This is a genomic window from Globicatella sp. HMSC072A10, assembly GCF_001811625.1.
Lineage (GTDB): Bacteria > Bacillota > Bacilli > Lactobacillales > Aerococcaceae > Globicatella > Globicatella sanguinis.
Window position 1 is genome coordinate 3,917 of record NZ_KV805779.1, and the last position, 18,133, is coordinate 22,049.

Genomic DNA, 18,133 nt, shown 5'->3' on the forward strand with positions numbered 1-18,133 from the left:
TATTTAATTTTCTACTTCTTGCCCACTCCCATTTCACTTTTTTCAGCAGAGTAAACTATTTTAAATGTTCAACTAAAGTTTTTAATTGCTCTTCATAGTTTTCAAAGAAGGACAAATCATTTTGAGGATCACTTTCTAAGGGATTTAATACTGCGATTTCCACACCGGTACTAGTGGCGATGATTTGGGCTATTTTATCGCTCATATTAGGTTCAACGAAGATTGACTTAATATTATGCTCCTTAACAAATGCCATCACTTCATTTAATTGTTTGACGCTTGGTTCTTTTTCTGCAGAAATACCCGTTACTCCAAGTTGTTTTAAACCAAAGCGTTCAGCTAAATAATAAAAAGCTGTATGTTGGGTTAAAAAGGTTTTATTATCAAACTCATTAAACATTGCTTGATATTGTTCGACTAATGCCTCCCCCTCTTTGACCATCTTTTCAGCATTTTGTGTATAAATGTCAGCATTATCAGGATCAATTTGGGCTAATGATTGGGCGATTAATTTGGCTTCATTCCCTACTTCAATTGGATCGAGCCAGGAATGTAAATCATAAGCATTGCCGTGTAAATCGGATTCTTCGCCATGGTCATGACCATCATCCACTGAACCTTCTACTGTCTTAAATTCTAAGCCTTCTGATGCTTGTATCATTTGCACAGGGTGACTGCCTTTGTTCGCTTCTAAATTTTTAGTCCAAGATTCTAATGACTTAGAATGATAAATAAAAATATCGGCATCATAAATTGCCGCCACATCAGATGCTGATGGTTCAAAACCATGAATGCCTGTTCCTGAATTAATCATTTGTACTTCATGAAGATCGCCAACTACCTCAGAGGTAATGGCATAAATGGGATAAAAACTGGTGACTATCGTCAAGTTATTTTCTGCTGCGTTAACGATTGATGATGGTAGCATTGTACTTAATAACAATAAAATACTACCTAAAAATGTAATCATTCTTTTCATTGTAATACTCCTTGTAAAATATATTTAAAGATTTTTTGACTTATGGGAAATCCTTAAAAGCCCGTATATTAATCTTGTAGCTTGGTTGTGGTATCATATTACAGAATAATCTGTCTTAAAAGGTACGACTGGATAACACGATACCTCTTTGTTTAACGAAAAGAATCGTAAAAAATACCATTTTAACTGTCAATCCTATTCTATAATAAATGTTTAAAGTTTCAAAATAAATAAGGTTGAGCAGTACTATTTTTCCTACTCAACCTCATGGTTTAACACAACATAAATTAAATTTTAAGCGAATCGTCTACTGTTGCTCTAAAACATCTTTAATTAATGAGTACATATATTGTTCCGCATCAAATTTTTGTAAATCCGTTGCTTTTTCACCTAAACCGATGTATTTAACAGGTATATCTAACTCATAGCGAATTGAAAGGACAACGCCACCTTTAGCGGTACCGTCTAATTTCGTTAATACTAATCCGGTAATTTCAGTCGCTTCATTAAATTGTTTTGCTTGAATTAACGCATTTTGTCCAGTCGTTGCATCGAGAGCCAGTAAAACTTCTTGTACACCATTAGGGTTTTCACGTTCAATGATGCGCTTAATTTTGGCTAATTCTTGCATCAAATTCGCTTTAGTCTGTAAACGTCCAGCAGTATCCACTAATAAATAATCATAATGTTCTTCATTGGCTTTTTTCACCGCATCAAAAACTACAGAAGCTGGATCACTTTGAGCTTTTCCTGTAACAACAGGAATTCCTAAACGCTCGCCCCAGACATTCAATTGTTCAATCGCACCCGCACGGAAAGTATCAGCGGCAGCTAATAGTACTTTATGCCCCTCTTGTTTTAACTGATAACCAATTTTTCCGACAGAGGTCGTTTTACCCACACCATTGACACCAACGAATAATATAACCGTTGGCCCATCTGGATTGAGACGAATATCATTACGCTCTTGGCCATCTTTCTCATAGATTTGCACCATTTTTTCTAACATGACTTGTTTGACATCATTGGCCTTATAGACATTACGGGCTTCTAATTCGTCACGAATCGCGTCCGTTAACGCCATGGTCATTTGAAAACCAACATCCGCACTGATAAAAGCTTCTTCAAGGTCTTCATAAAATTCTTCATCTATTTCTCTAAAGCTACTAAATAAATCATTGATACGATCTGAGAAGTTTTTTCGTGTTTTCTCCATCCCCTTGTCATATGTATCAAAAACGATCTGATCTTCGACGGGTTGTTCTATTTCCTTTATAACAGTATCTTCACCGGTAAAGGCACGACGAATACGGTCAAATAATCCCATTGGAATTCCTCCTTTTATTTGATGAATTGATAAATGGCTTCCGCGACACCATCATGATTATTATCTGCGGTAATATGATCAGCTTTAGCAGTAACTTGTGGTACAGCATTACCCATCGCCACTCCAACTCCTGCAAATTCAATCATCGATAAATCATTTTCTTGGTCACCGATTGCCATCACTTCACTTGGTTCAATTTTTAAGTAGTCGGCTAATTCTTTTAATGTATTTCCTTTAGTTACACCAGGGGCTACAATTTCAAGTAAATTAGTTTGTGACTTAAAAACAGAATATTGACTGACTAAGTCTGAAGGCAATTTTAAAATTTGCTCATCTAAATAGTTAGGTTCACAACATATTACAAACTTATTAAATTGATGATCTTTTGAAAAAGTTGCGAAGTCTTGAGTCTTGGCAATGGTCTTTTTACGATTATTAAAATAAATCGACGGATGGTTTTCTGGATAAAACGGTGGCTCATAGACATGTTCAGCATCAATAATATTAAATGGTAATGTCAAATCTTTAGTTACATTATACCATTTTTGCATATCGGTTTGCGACAAAGTGTGCTGTTTAATCACTTCTCCATTAGCCGCTTTTTGAACGAGACCGCCGTTAAAGGTAATAATAAAATCCTCGGCTGAATTTAAGCCAATTTCCTCAACAAAGTCCTTCATCAATAAATAAGGACGTCCAGTACACAAAACAATCTTCACACCTTGTTGATGCGCATCATGTAATGCTTGAATATTTCTTTTTGAAATATTGCCGTCACTATTTAATAATGTTCCATCTAAATCAATGGCGATTAATTTAATCATCTTGTTAAGCACTCCTTTTCGCTTCTATTTCTCATTGTTAGCTTCACTCAAACGTACAGAAGCCAATTTCGATATACCTGAACGTTCCATGGTAACACCATATAGTACATCCGCATGTTCCATCGTACCTTTACGGTGCGTAATCACAATAAACTGTGTATTTTCAGTAAATTGTTGTAAATATTCTCCATATCGATACACATTCGCATCATCCAAGGCCGCTTCTACCTCATCCAATACACAAAATGGTACGGGTTTGGTCTCTAAAATTGCAAATAACAAAGCAATGGCTGTAAAAGCACGTTCGCCCCCCGATAATAAAGCAAGATTTTGCTTACGTTTACCAGGTGGTTGCGCAATAATATCAACTCCAGTGGATAATAAATTGTCAGGATCCGTCAATTCTAATGATGCTTCCCCTCCACCAAATAAAGATTTAAAGGTACGTTTAAATTGTTGATTAATTTGATGGAAGGATTCACTAAATCGTTTAATAACTTCCGCATCCATCGCATCCATCGTATCTTGTAATTGTCCCATCGCTGTTAATAAATCTTCTTGTTGTTCTAATAAATAAGTGTAACGCTCATTTAAATTTTCAAAATCTTCAATCGCTGCTAAGTTAATCGGTCCTAAATTATCGATTGCTTTTCTTAATTCTTTAACGCGACTGGACACTTCTGAAATAGCTAACTCTGTTTGGACTTGTTGACTAGCCGCTTCATAACTTAATTGATATTTTTCATTTAAATAATTTAGATGGTTATCAATCAATTCTTTAAATTTTTCAATTTGTGCTTGTAATTTTGCTTGTAATTTAAATTGCGCTTGTTGTTGTTGTTGAATCTTTACCTTCTTATTTTCTAAATCGCGTAAATTTTGGTTCCATTCACTACGATTTTGTTTGCTTTGATCAAGCTTCGTCGTATGTTCAACCAACTCATTATTTAAAGTTTCGATTTGAGATTCTACTTCCATAATGGTTTCTTTCAATTGATTTAAATCTTGCTCACTACTTAATTGATTATTTTGATAATTTTCAATAAATTCGTTTAACTGAACGAGTTGTGCAGTAAGTTGCTCTACTTGAGTTTTAATTTGTCTTAACTCAGATTGTTTAACTGCTTTTTCGGTATTGAGTTGTGACAATTCATGATTTAATTGTTCAATTTTCTTTTGACGGTCTGCTTGCGATACATTCATTTGTTCCAATTGCTGAGTACCTTCCGCAATCTTTTGCGTCATTAACCGAATGGTTTCTTGCGCTTCGGTTAATTTAGCTTGTGATTGATTGATAAACTGTTCCGCTTCATCAATATCCATTTGTGCTACTTTCAGTTCATTTTGATTAATTTTTACTTGTTGAACAAATTGTTGTAAAGCTTGTTTTTGTTGGTTTACTTCATGGTTAATTTGATTAACTTGATTAAGACTCGCCTCACCATTTTCACGCACGCTTTGTTCCAATTCTTCTATTTGATCAATTTTCGTAATCATTGACTTTTGACTGTTAGTAGCAGCCTCTAATTCTATTAGCGCCTTTTCTAAATCAGTTTGGCGACTTAGCATCGAAGTTTGTTGGTTTCGTTGACGACCACCGGTGATGGAGCCACCTGGCATTAAAATATCGCCTTCTAGGGTAACTATTTTTACTTGATGTCTTAATTGTTTAGATAAACTTTGAGCATTGACAATTGTATCCATCACGATTGTATTGCCCAATAAATTCTCAATAATGGCTTGATTAATCTCATCAAATGCTACCAATTGATGACCAATCCCTATATAACCCGCATGGTTTTGTGCCGGTTGTAAATGATAATTCTGAACAGAACGGCCTTTAATATTCGGTCTCGGTAAGAAGGTAGCTCGCCCAGCTCGATGCTCTTTCAAGTAAGCAATTGCCTTACGTGCAGATTGATCATCTTCAACCACAATGTGTTGTAATGAACCTCCTAAGGCTGTATCAATGGCTAATTGATATTCTGGCTTAACATGGATTAACTCGGCCACTGTGCCATCGATACCCCCAATATCGTTAGCATGTTGCATCACAAATTTAACGCCACCATAATAGCCATCATATTGTTCTTGCATTTGTTTTAATGAGTTCACACGTACATTCAACGTATTGACTTGCCGTTCGATTGCAAATAATTCTTTTTGAATTTGATTGCGTTTCTGTTGTAGGGCTTGCCATTCTTGTTGCAGTGATTGATGATGTTCATTTTGCGTTTTTTGGGTTGCCTCTTTTAATTCGAGTGATGTTTCTAATTCTTTTAATTCCGTTTCACTGGAGGCTAATGTTTCTTTTAACATTTGGTGTTTATTTTTGGCACGTTTCAAACGCATCGTTTGTTGTTCAATTTGTTGTTCTAATAGGTTCACTTCATTTTTGGCACTTGCTTCAGATTGATAAAATTGAATCATTTCACCTCTTAGTGTTTCAACCTGATCATCCGATAAACCAGCTGCCATTTTTCTATCTGATTCAAGCTGACTAATTTTATCTGTTAATTGTTCAATTTCGGTTTCAAGCGTCACTTTAGACGTACTTTGTTTTGCTAAGTCCTCTTGAATACGTTCTTTTTGAACCAATTGATTTTCAAATTGTAAAGTTTTTTCATCTGTATTGGCCTGATTGAATTGCAGTTCCTGTTGGAGCATCTGATATTTTGCTTTGGCTTGTTCAACCTTTCGAACGAGTTCTTGATGAGTTTCATTTTCACGGTCAATTGAGATTAATAAATCGTCCAACATTTGTTGTTGTTCAATGATCGTTTCCGATAAATTGGTCAATTCTTCCTCATCCAATTGAATAGCTTGGTCGACATTGGATAACTTCTCTTGAGCTTCATCCCATTTTATTCGATTTTGTTCAATTTGATGGGTATACAATGATATTTCTAAACTAGACAGTTCTTCTTGGTACGTTTGATATTTCAAAGCAGTTTCGCGCTGTTTTTTTAGGGGCTTAATTTGGCCTTCTAATTCATGAATAATATCTTTAACACGGCTTAAATGATCCTCAGATTTAATCAATTTACGTTCCGCTTCGGCTTTACGAAACTGATACTTTTGCACGCCAGCGGCTTCCTCAAAGATAGCTCGTCGCTCTTCTGGTTTATTTAGAAAAATACTTTCGACTTTTCCTTGAGAAATCATCGCAAAACTATTTTTTCCTAATCCAGAGTCTAAAAGTAAGTCGACAATATCTTTTAGTCGTACGGACTCATTATTAATATAATAATTACTTTCACCATTACGATTATAACTTCTGGTAATACTAATCTCACTAAAATCATAATCTAGATAGCGATCCTCATTATTCAGCACTAAGGTAACTTTAGCTAGGTTAACGGCCTTACGATCTTGGGTTCCGTTAAAAATAACGTCTTCCATTTTAGAACCACGCAAACTCTTAGCGGATTGCTCTCCTAAAACCCAACGAATGGCTTCAGAAAGATTACTTTTACCACTCCCATTAGGCCCTACAACAGCAGTTAATCCTTTGTCAAATTCAATGACCGTTTTATCAGCAAACGATTTAAACCCAGTCATTTCAACACGTGCTAAATACATGATATCACCTCCAATTTTTTCAAATTTCAATCTAGGTTATTATAACATAAATGCAATCACTTCACACTATTAGGGACAGGAGAAATGATGAGATAAATCTTTAACCACTATGCCTTATCGTCTCCCTCATCACTTGCTGCCTATAATAAATCTCGAATACTCTTAAAAAACGACTACTGATAAAATTTTCGCGGCTTTAATAATGATGGTTTAAGTTCTTTAGTTCATCGCTAGATTTATGATGGTTTTCTTGCATATTAACCATAATCTTGTATACTTTAAATTAGGAAACTGAAGAAAGTTGAGAGGGAATCAGATGAATCATCTATATATTATCGCCAATATTCAAGCTGGATCCGGCAAAGGTGCCGACGTATTAAATCAAGCTCAAGACTACTTAAGAAAATTTCGTGCTCCTTTCATTACACTAACGACAGAATATAAAGGACATTCAATTGAATTAACCCAACAAATTTTAGCTAAAGCTGAACAACGAACAATTGATACGATTATTGTAGTAGGTGGTGATGGGACCCTACATGAAGTTGTAGCCACTTTAAAAAAAGCTAAGCAAACCATCCCCATCATCTATTTAGCCGCCGGTACTGGCAATGATTTTAAACGAACGTGGTCGCCAAATGCTTCGGTAGAATCTACATTACAAAAGTACTTGTTTCATAGACAAATCACGACAGTCACAATATTTGAATCGTATAATCATCTCACAAAAAATACGGATATTGTATTAAATAGTTTAGGTTTTGGTCTTGATGGTAAAGTTATTTATGAAGTCAATACAACGCCTCAAGATGCATTTTTCCATCAATTTCTTAACGGAAAATTTTCCTACTTGGTTAATGTCTTTAAAGCTGTTAGAAAATTAGACCATTTTGATGTGCACTTAACAGTTGATAATCAAACAATAGAGTTTGAGGACTGTCAGTTAATTTCGTTAATGAATTCACCCTATTTAGGTGGTGGTATTCAGCTATCCAATGATATCAAAGCCGATGAAAAGATTATCAATGTTGTTGCTATTAAAAATGTTAAGCCCATTAACTTAATCAAATTAATGTGGCAAATATTAGTCAGCAAAACCACACCGGCCGCTGAACACTATTTTTACACAAAAGGTGAAAAAGTAACGATTCAAATTGAAGAACCGATTCTTAGTCAAGTCGATGGTGAACTGCTTAATAAAGATCAAGCACATTTGACCTTGACTTTAACTGAATATCCATTTTACCTTTAATAGAAAAATGAAACTTGCTTCTCCTGGCTTTATGACCTTTTCAGCACCTTCTGTTGCTAATTGAGTCACGCTAGTTTGAAACAAGTTTCTTTTTTTAATTTGTTTTCATAAAATCATAAGGCGAGAGGTTCTCCATACCAATCATTGGGTCAATTAACCAAATCGTTTCTTCCGTTAATTCATTTAAATTAAGCCTTGGCTCTTCATCAGAAACTAACGCTTTTTGGGAATTTTCCTCATCAGTTGTTAAACCTTGATGATGTTTGGCTTCTAGCGAATCTGAATGCGCATGCTCTTCTGATTTAAGCTTTGTATCATCAATTGTTGTAGGTGTTAAAGTTAATTGTTCAAGCGTATCTACTGTATTTTCATTATGTTGACCATTAGGTGTAGCTGTTTCAGATGGAATGGTTAATAAATTCCCTTCTTCATCTTCATACGCTACCGTTTCATTGGCAAATTTTATTTTTAATAGGTCATTTAAAAATGTTTGTCTCGGAATAATATTAGCAGTAGTCGCTTTATAAAAGCTATTAGGATTGCCGACCATTACTAAACTGGTCTTCGCCCGAGTGATAGCTGTATAAAGCAGGTCTCTTCTCAACATCCGTGAATACATATCAACTAACGGGAGAATAACTAAAGGATATTCGCTCCCTTGTGATTTGTGAATTGAACAACAGTAAGCTAAGGTCAATTGATCTAAATCACTACGCTTATAAGTTAATTCACGTTCATCAAAGGAAACAATGATTTCTTCTACATTTGAATCTGTTTCTGCCCCCGTCAGAATGGCTGTTATTTTACCAATATCACCATTATACACATCGGCTTCCGCATTATTAACTAATTGTAAAACCTTATCGCCTACTCTAAACACCGTTTCGAAATATTGAATTTCTCTTTTACCTTTTTTAGCCGGATTCATAATGGCTTGTAACTGAGTATTTAATTCATTAATACCGGCTGCTCCTTTATACATCGGGGCCAGCACTTGCATATTAGTGCCATCAAAATGTTTATTTTGGGCTCTCGCAACAATTGTTTGTACGACTTGTGCTACCTGGTCGGGTTGACAACGAATAAAAGAACGATCATTTTGCTTTTCTAAAAAGTTATCCGGTAAAGCACCATTCTTAATGCTATGAGCTAATTCAACAATGGTACTGCCTTCGTTTTGCCGATATATGGTATTGAGTTGAATCGTAGGTAAACATTTAGAGGCTATTAAGTCATTAAAAACTTTCCCTGGACCTACTGATGGCAGTTGGTCTTTATCTCCTACGAAGACTACTTGCATATTATATGGAACTGCTTGTAGTAGCCAATTCATTAACCAAGTATCTACCATCGACATCTCGTCTACTATCAAAAGGTTGCCTTCTAACTCTTCTTGAGCTGAAAAGTCTTCATAGTCAGAATCGCGATTGAATCCCAACATACGATGAATGGTCATCGCAGGTAAATCGGTCATCTCATTCATTCTTTTTGAAGCTCTTCCCGTAGGTGCCGCTAATAATATCGGGGCAAAATCTGGTTTATGTTTCAAATCTTCTAATGAATACTCATGTAAGGTAGCATGAAGATGAATCAATCCTTTAACAAGCGTTGTTTTCCCCGTTCCAGGACCACCGGTAATAATAGACATTGGTGAATTAATCGCCAATTTTAACGCCGCTTGTTGTTGTTCGTCGTATTGAATGGCATTTAACTCCATCACTTCTGCTAATGCTGAATCAATATCCGCTTCATCAAAATAATCAGTCGTTGAATATTGTAAATGATTTGATAATTTAGACACAATGCCAACCTCAGCATAATATAAACTTGGTATCATAATGCCTTCAGCTAAATTCATTAAGCGTTTTTCTAAAATCGCTTTATCTAAGGCTAAATTCATTAAACTGTCATCTAATAAAAATGGACGAGCATTTTCTAACATTTCACGACTCTTCATTAAACAAGCCTCGCGCTCAACATAGGTATCGCCATTATTATTACAGTGTTCATTAACGACCGTATAAATGCCAGCAATGATGCGATCAACCGAATCTGCTTCAAACCCTAATTTTTCAGCCAAATTATCGGCTTTATTAAAGCCAATCCCCTCAATGGATTCAACCAGCTCATAAGGATTTTCCTTAATCTTTTCAATCGCTGAACTTTTATATTTTTGATAGATTTTATCGGCAAATTTTGGACTAAAGCCCCATTCAAATAATTGCATAAACACCCGCTCAGTGCCTTGGTGTTTGAGTAAGTTTTCTCTTAAAGAAACTTGAACTTTTTGGTTTAAACCTTTGACCTTTTTCAAAGCATTAGGATCCGCAATAATAATATCAATGGCCTCCATTCCTAATGCATCCACGATATTTTTAGCCAGCTTAATACCAATACCAGGGAACCGTTCACTAGATAAATAATCAATTAAACCTTGCTCTGAGGTAGGGGCTAGTTGTTGATAACGCGTCACAGCGAATTGTTCACCGTACTTTGGATGGTTTGTAAAATGTCCATAGAACTCATAATTCGTATCATAATGTAGTGTAGCAAATTGACCGGTAATAACTAATTCTTCTGCTGTCAAAGCATTTGACAATTCATCATCTACGTTAATACGAACCACTTTATATAAATTACTTGGGTTTTCAAAATAAATCGCGTCAATTGTCCCCACAATTAATACTTCGTCCATCATGCACCTCCTCATATAAGCCATATTATAACATATCTATTAGTAAAATTAAGAAAGAAATATTTATGGATTGACCAAGAAGTTAAAATTTGATTATTTTTGGATTGGTCAGGCCCGACACGAACCCATGAGTATCTTCTTCACCTAGTCACGAGGAGACAGATTGAGACCACTCATCACCGTTTATAATTTAAACCTTTTTAACTTTTGACGTTCTTTCTCCACTAAATATTTATAACCTATTTCTTATGAGTCCACACAAAAAGTTATAGAGCCTATATGTTTACCAAAATATTGGTATTACAAATGCTGATTAGATAAAAAATAGCCGTTCAACCTCAACATGTTGAACGACCTAAATTTCAGTACTTACACCAATTGACAAAGAGCCAAAATTTTAAAACTCGCACTATTTGACAAATATTCAATTCCATGACTCACACCATTTAAAAAGAACCATTATTACCTTCTAATGCTGATTACATTGCACCTAACATCTGCCCTACAAACATGATGAGCGGCAGTATTAAAATTAAAAGTAGATTTAATACTATAAATAACCCGTCCTTTTCTTTAATCCCCAATATTAATCCTACCAGGCCAATCATTGGGCAGATAAAGATAGAAGCTAGTCCTGTTGGTCTTAGGTTTGTGTACGTTTCAAAGATGTCTATTGGCAGTAGGTAAAAAACAACAAAAATTGCTATTCCGAGTAGAAACATTTTCCTGCTTAAATTCTTCATAACCATCCTCTATTATTCAAATTATCGTCTCTCTTTACAATTCTATTTTAATTAAACTTTTCTTCAAATTTGTCAGTTAAGATGATTGCGATGATGATATCAACAAGGTTCAGTTAAAATACAAAACCATTGCTTGTCTTCCTTGTTGGAGTCGCAAATTAAATAATTAAGGGCTAATCCTTTCAAAATACAATTCACCCTTTGAAAGAAATCTCAATTTATTCGCAAAAACTTTTGCATTTTATTTCCCTAATAAAGAGTTGTACAATTGTTTTTCTTCCACTCTGGTAACATTCCATATTAGCGCAACCAGTAAACATATATTGACTAAATAAAATAATGTCGCAATCACAACGGGATTAAATAATTGATTGATACCATTTAAATATAATGTATTTTTAAAGTGAATTAAATAGATGACGCTAGATAAGATATACGCAGCTACAAAACAAATATAAAACAAAATTAAGTGTTCGTAGATGAGTATCCGTTGAACTTCACCACGTGAATAACCTAAACTAAATTGTATCGCCAATTGGTCAGTATGTTTCTTAAAACATTTACGATTAAACAGACTTAATAATAAACCTAATACTAAAGATACTAAGCTAGATATACCAATTAATATAATTTTCTCTCTTTGATAATCTTCAGCGATTGTTCCGTTTTTAAAACTATATTGACTTAATTGAACGTATTGAGGAAATAATCTTTCTAATTCTTCCGCAATTACTTGCTGATCAGCATCAGATTCTAACTCAATAATCATGGTGGCATAACCTGATCCATAAGCTTTTTCAAATTCCTCAAATGAATTGAACATTTCAACAGTACTATTTCCCTTCACCAATCCACTCGAATTATACATCATCTTTAACGAATTATAATAATCCATCAGATTATCTCTTTCAATATTAATAAGAAAATGACTCCAAGGAACATAGATAGGAAAGTACAGGTCACTTGTATTAGCCGTATCTAAATGATAAACACCAGAAATAATGTAATCACTCTTTTTCACATCCAATTGATTATCTACTGCAACGGTCTCAAAAGAAACGGTTTCTCCCACCACTTTATTATAATCTTGATGTTGGAAATAAGATTGGATAAATATATCTGGTACTAAAATTTGGTTAGAATCATCATCTGGGTATTCCCCTTCAATAATGGTTAACTTTTCGGGATTAAATCTGCTACTGGATTGTTTGGGTATCGTGAGCATTTTAAAGCCAAAACCAATATAAAATTCGCCCTTTTTATATTTAAATTGATCTTTTATTTGGTCGGATAATTGATCTTGATTATAGATTAAATTTAATCCATAACCATCTCGATCTTTTTCTAAAAATAAATTCTTATCAGTATTATCGACTGATTTGACTCCTTTGATATTTTTTACAATATCAATATCTTCGTCAGAAAAGTATAGTTTAGATCCATCCGAAAGTTTTGACGTTGTTCCTTTACCAAACAACACCCTTTGAGCATTGGGGACTAATTCCCCCGTATCAATTACAATCGTATTTTCAGTTACCGTTGTAAAAAGGCGTTCAAAACGATTGGTTATGCGACTAAATTGAAAACTAAACAGCATAAATAATAGCGAAAACACTACTGCTACTGGAATTAACATTAAAATATTTTCAAGTTTCTTGGCTTCTAACAGTGAACATGCTTGTAAATAAGGTGTTTTCTTGACGATGTTTGCTTTTTTACACGTTTCAGCAATAGGTTGTGTCGCCTCATCACTCGATTTAATTTTAACGATTTTCTGGTTTTTAAACTGAAATATATCATCCGAATTTTCAATAATGGACATATTATTACTTAAGATAATAATCGTTAACCCTTTTGCTTTTAAATGATGAATATATTGCATTAAATAATGAATGTTATTCAACTCTAAGCCATTAGTCGGTTCATCTAATAATAAGATTTTGGGTTTAAGTAACAGTGATCGAGCAATGGCTAGTTTCATTCTTTCAGAGGTACTTAGCTCCGAAACCCTTTTATGTTTTACATCTTCTAAAGATAAGGTAACAAGTTGTTCATTAATCTCTTCTTCAGGAAAAAAACCTAATTTTGCCAAGTTATCCCACACTGTCATTAAATCATTTAATTTCTGTTTCTGGTAAACAATTTGCATCTCCTGATTCCTGACACGGTGCCAATCTTCTTCAGAAAAATCATGAACATTTTGATCGAAAAGTAAATAATCCCCTTCAAAATCACTGTCTAACCCAAATAAGATTCCCAATAAGTTATCTTTTTGAGCTTCATCGTCATAATAAATTGTATATATTTTACCAGGGGATTTAATGGAAAAACTAGCGCTATCCAAAAGTAGCGTTTCTTTTTCAGTTTTTGTTACTTTTCGAAATTCAATCATGTTCTTACCCCTTTTTAAAAAGCAATTTCAAATCAATTATAACCTAAATAAATAATTGAACAATAACTTTTGATAAATAAAATAAATGAAATCACTTCCACTATATATTTTAACAGAAAGCTATTATTCACAAGATACTATAATGTTTTTCGAATTGCTTTTTGTTTACTCTTATAAATTTGCCGTTGGTCGGTTAAGATTGGAAATGTGACATAAAAAATAGAGCCATGACCTAGTGCACTTTCGACTTTAATTGAGCCCTTGTAGCTTTTCACTAATTGTTGAGCAATACTTAAGCCGAGTCCATTACCACCTTTATCACGCGATCGTGCTTTGTCAACACGGTAAAATCGACTAAAAACGCGCTCTTTGTCTTCTTCAGACATTCCTTCACCAAAATCTTGAACGGCAATTTCAATTTCGGAAAGACTAGTACTGACTGAAAGATGGATTTCTTTACGGTCTTGACTATATTTGACTGCATTATCAATCAAAATAATGAGCAGTTGCTCAAAGTGATTACGAAACATTTTAATATACAAATCATCAGGATTCTTTTCACTATCTAAGTAAAAATTAAATTCTGGATAAAGCATCACAAAATTGCTGTGAATCTGTCTGATGGTCGAATAGACCTCCGTAATTTCGTCTTTATAATCCATTTCAGCGTGATCGGCCCTCATCAAATCAAGCATCTCTTGCACAAGGCCCTTCATTCTTGATATTTCTTGTAAAGAAGCAGAAATCGACTCTTCTAATATTTCTGGATCATCCTTACCCCAGCGATTTAATAATTTTAAATGGCCTTCCACTATTGCGACCGGTGTTCTTAATTCGTGAGAAACATCTTCTACGAATTGTTTTTGATTTCTGACATACAAATCGATTTTATCTAGCAAGCGATTAACATGTAAAGTCAAATCACTCCATTCATCCGTCGAACGTGGGCGTCGCATGCGCATTTCAGATAAATTTTCTTCTTCTACCAAATCTAAAGCATTATTTAAATAATTTAACGGTCGTAAAAATAGACGCGATAATACAAAGGCAACTAAAGCTGCTACCAATAACAGCACGAGTATAGAAATAAAAAAGATATGTCTTTGATTCTTTTCCAGCTCAATTAAGGCTCGTGGTTGCACAATATATTCCAAGACACCTAAATTTTCTCCTGTTTGGGTCGAACGGATTGTAGTACGACCAACATAACTGAGGACATCTTTGATTTCAGTTTCCACTAATTGTTTGTTACTCTCTACTGTTGGGACATCCAAATGTCTATTGCTGAAGATTAATTGATTGCGCTCATTAAATAAGCGTATTGTTAAATCATCATTTAAACCGGTGCTAATATACTGGTACAATTCTTTCGAGATGTTTTGTGATTGTTGATTGTTATTAAGTGGTTTATTATCTAAATCAGTACTGGATGGTCTTTGATATAGGTGATCAAAGGCTTGAATATATTCAGTCATGCGGTCAAAATTTTCTTGATAAACGGCTTTGATCGCCGAGCGTTGTTCTTGATGATAATAATAATAATTAAAATTTAAGGTCGTTAACGCGATAACAAAGAAACCTAAAAATAATAAAACGCCCCATTTCCATTTTAGGGAAATGGGTTGTTCTCTTTTAAACCATTTTCTAATATTCATCTTTACGTTCTCATAACATAACCAGTACCACGAACAGTTTGAATATAACTTTCCTTATTTGGTAAGTCAATTTTATTACGTAAGTAACGGATATAAACATCCACCACATTGGTTTCCACTTCTGATTTATATTCCCAAACTTCATCTAATAAAACTTCACGTGACATTACCATATTCAAGTTTTCCATTAAGAATAATAATAATTCATATTCACGTTTAGTCAGATCAATTACTTCATCACCACGACGCACAATCCGATTAGCTTTTTCGATGACTAAATCACGATAGGTAACCGTCGGTTGTTGAGGTGAACGTTGTTCCTCTTCTGATTCAATTCGACGGAATAATGCACGCAAGCGCGCTAATAACTCTTCAATGGCAAATGGTTTTACGATATAATCATCCGCCCCTTGATCTAAACCGGATACACGGTCCATAACAGAATCACGGGCAGTCATAATGATAATTGGCGTATCTTTTACTGGTCGAATACGACGACATACTTCAAGACCGTTTAATTCTGGTAACATTAAGTCTAATAATATAACATCCCAATCTTCTTCTAAGGCTGCTTCTAATCCACTACGACCATCATTACAAATTTTGGTCTCGTAGCCTTCATGTTGTAATTCTAAATCAACAAAGCGTGCAAGATTCTTTTCATCTTCAATAATTAAAACACGTTGTTTTTTATCTTCAGACATACTATGTCCTCCTTATCAATTTTTAATCTCTTCGTCTTTATATTACACAAATTTGTAGCAAAATTCCACCATTTATTACTGAAAACCTGAGATTTTCTAATAATTAAGCGCATAATACTAATAAGAGAGCCCAAATTATTTAATTTGGACTCCCAAGAGTTAAAAATAATTAATCTTCTAATTTTTCTTCGCGCACTTCATTCCAGTGGAAATGGAAAGTACCTGGTTTATCAACACGGTTATAAGTATGAGCCCCAAAGTAATCACGTTGTGCTTGGATTAAGTTAGCCGGTAACACTGCTGAGCGATATGAATCATAATAAGCAATTGCTGCTGAGAAGGTTGGAACTGGAATTCCAGCTGCAATCGCCACTGATACCACATGTCGAACCGCTTCATGATTTTTAGAGACAATCTCTAAGAAATAGTCGTCTAGCATTAAATTTGGTAATTCAGGATTTTTCTCGTAAGCATCGGTAATTTTTTGTAAGAATTTTGCACGAATAATACAACCTGCACGGAAAATACTTGCGATTTCGCCATAAGGTAAATTCCAGTCATAGGTTTCACTTGCTTCACGCATTTGAGCAAACCCTTGAGCATAACTCATAATTTTACTAAAGTACAATGCTTGACGAATGGATTCAATTAATTCTTTACGAGCTGTTTCATCTAATTCCAATTTAGCATCGACATTTGGAATAATCGTACTTGCATGTACACGTTGGTCTTTTTGACTTGAAATAAAGCGTGCAAACACTGATTCAGTAATTAATGATAAAGGCTCACCTAAATCTAAAGCACTTTGTGAAGTCCATTTACCAGTTCCTTTATTACCCGCACGGTCCATAATGACAGAAACCATTGGTTTACCTGTTTCAGGATCATTGGTTTTTAAGATTTGAGATGAAATTTCCATTAAGAAACTATCCAACTCACCCTCATTCCACTCTGTAAAGATATCTCCTATTTCAGCAACTGATAAGCCTAAACCACGGTGTAAAATATCAAATGATTCCGCAATTAATTGCATGTCACCATATTCAATACCATTATGCACCATTTTAACATAATGTCCCGCACCATTTGGACCAATGTAAGTCACACATGGTTTGCCATCTTCTTCAGCTTTAGCTGAAATTTGTTCTAGGATTGGCGCTACTAATTCATAAGCTTCTTTTTGACCACCTGGCATAATTGAAGGTCCTTTTAATGCCCCTTCTTCACCACCAGAAACTCCGGTACCAATAAAGTTAATGCCAGAGTTAGCTAAATACTCACTACGACGAATCGTATCTTTATAGAAGGTATTTCCTCCGTCAATCAAAATATCCCCTTTGTCTAAGTGAGGTAATAATGATTCAATGGTTGCGTCTGTCCCTTTACCAGCTTGAACCATTAATAAAATTTTACGAGGCTTTTCTAATGAATCAACAAATTCTTCAACCGAATAAGTTGCTTTCAAATTTTTCTCAGGATTTTCTTCAATGACTGCGGTTGTTTTCGAACCCGTACGGTTGAATAAGGCTACTGAATACCCTCTGCTTTCAATATTTAATGCGATGTTACGTCCCATTACGGCCATACCTACGACACCAATTTGTTGTTTTGACATGTAATTGCCTCCTAGTTATTATTTCTCATTTATTTTACCAAAGTTTCAGTAAATATTAAAGCTTAATGCAAAAAATCCAACTTTAGTTGGTTTATATTTTTAATCGTTTATATTATAATAGTACTGTCATTAATAAAGGAGATCATGTTATGTTTCAATCAAATAAAAATAAGAAAAAATTATCGAAAATGGATCGAATTGTCCGCTTTATTTCAATCGCAATGGTATTAACTATGTTAGTTTCACTAATTATATCATTTATTTACAGTTTAAATAGTTTCTTCTAAATATAAAGACCTTCTGATTAATCGTCAGAAGGTCTTTATATTTAGTCTAAGTTCCCGTAATACGTAGCATAAATAAAA

At 34.4% G+C, this 18,133-nt stretch carries 12 protein-coding genes; 2 read left to right on the forward strand and 10 right to left on the reverse strand.

The window, feature by feature from the left end:
* Positions 1-55: 55 nt before the first annotated feature.
* From HMPREF2811_RS08205 to smc, 4 genes are all read right to left on the reverse strand, one after another.
* Positions 56-979: a metal ABC transporter solute-binding protein, Zn/Mn family gene (locus tag HMPREF2811_RS08205; RefSeq protein WP_066126205.1), complete on the reverse strand. Its 924-nt coding sequence runs from the start codon at positions 977-979 to the stop codon at positions 56-58.
* Positions 980-1,286: 307 nt separating this feature from the next.
* Positions 1,287-2,306: a signal recognition particle-docking protein FtsY gene (gene ftsY, locus HMPREF2811_RS08210; protein WP_071408909.1), complete on the reverse strand. Its 1,020-nt coding sequence runs from the start codon at positions 2,304-2,306 to the stop codon at positions 1,287-1,289.
* Between the two features lie 14 nt (positions 2,307-2,320).
* The gene (locus HMPREF2811_RS08215) at positions 2,321-3,130 is read right to left on the reverse strand and encodes a Cof-type HAD-IIB family hydrolase (RefSeq protein ID WP_071408910.1); all 810 of its coding nucleotides are present in this window, start codon (positions 3,128-3,130) and stop codon (positions 2,321-2,323) included.
* A gap of 24 nt (positions 3,131-3,154) precedes the next feature.
* The gene (gene smc, locus HMPREF2811_RS08220) at positions 3,155-6,712 is read right to left on the reverse strand and encodes a chromosome segregation protein SMC (RefSeq protein ID WP_071408911.1); all 3,558 of its coding nucleotides are present in this window, start codon (positions 6,710-6,712) and stop codon (positions 3,155-3,157) included.
* Between the two features lie 316 nt (positions 6,713-7,028).
* Between smc and HMPREF2811_RS08225 the strand changes: the two genes are divergently transcribed.
* On the forward strand, positions 7,029-7,964 hold the full coding sequence (locus tag HMPREF2811_RS08225) for a diacylglycerol/lipid kinase family protein (protein WP_071408912.1): 936 nt from the start codon (positions 7,029-7,031) through the stop codon (positions 7,962-7,964).
* A 94-nt stretch (positions 7,965-8,058) separates the two neighbouring features.
* Here the strand turns inward: HMPREF2811_RS08225 and HMPREF2811_RS08230 are convergent, their stop codons facing one another.
* The 6 genes from HMPREF2811_RS08230 to gndA form a co-directional block, all read right to left on the reverse strand.
* A complete protein-coding gene (locus HMPREF2811_RS08230; RefSeq protein ID WP_141749293.1) occupies positions 8,059-10,659 on the reverse strand; it encodes an SF1B family DNA helicase RecD2 in 2,601 nt (866 codons plus the stop codon).
* 479 nt (positions 10,660-11,138) lie between these two features.
* Positions 11,139-11,402, reverse strand: coding sequence for a hypothetical protein (locus HMPREF2811_RS08235; RefSeq protein ID WP_071408914.1), 264 nt, complete (start codon positions 11,400-11,402; stop codon positions 11,139-11,141).
* Positions 11,403-11,643: 241 nt separating this feature from the next.
* Positions 11,644-13,794, reverse strand: a complete 2,151-nt coding sequence (locus HMPREF2811_RS08240; protein ID WP_071408915.1) for an ATP-binding cassette domain-containing protein — start codon at positions 13,792-13,794, stop codon at positions 11,644-11,646.
* Between the two features lie 137 nt (positions 13,795-13,931).
* On the reverse strand, positions 13,932-15,449 hold the full coding sequence (locus HMPREF2811_RS08245) for a sensor histidine kinase (protein ID WP_071408916.1): 1,518 nt from the start codon (positions 15,447-15,449) through the stop codon (positions 13,932-13,934).
* Between the two features lie 2 nt (positions 15,450-15,451).
* Positions 15,452-16,153: a response regulator transcription factor gene (locus HMPREF2811_RS08250; protein WP_066126449.1), complete on the reverse strand. Its 702-nt coding sequence runs from the start codon at positions 16,151-16,153 to the stop codon at positions 15,452-15,454.
* A 169-nt stretch (positions 16,154-16,322) separates the two neighbouring features.
* Positions 16,323-17,768 (reverse strand): NADP-dependent phosphogluconate dehydrogenase, encoded by a 1,446-nt coding sequence (gene gndA, locus HMPREF2811_RS08255; RefSeq protein WP_071408917.1) that lies wholly within the window; start codon positions 17,766-17,768, stop codon positions 16,323-16,325.
* Between the two features lie 149 nt (positions 17,769-17,917).
* Between gndA and HMPREF2811_RS11235 the strand changes: the two genes are divergently transcribed.
* Positions 17,918-18,055: a DUF4044 domain-containing protein gene (locus HMPREF2811_RS11235; RefSeq protein ID WP_141749294.1), complete on the forward strand. Its 138-nt coding sequence runs from the start codon at positions 17,918-17,920 to the stop codon at positions 18,053-18,055.
* Positions 18,056-18,133 lie beyond the last annotated feature (78 nt).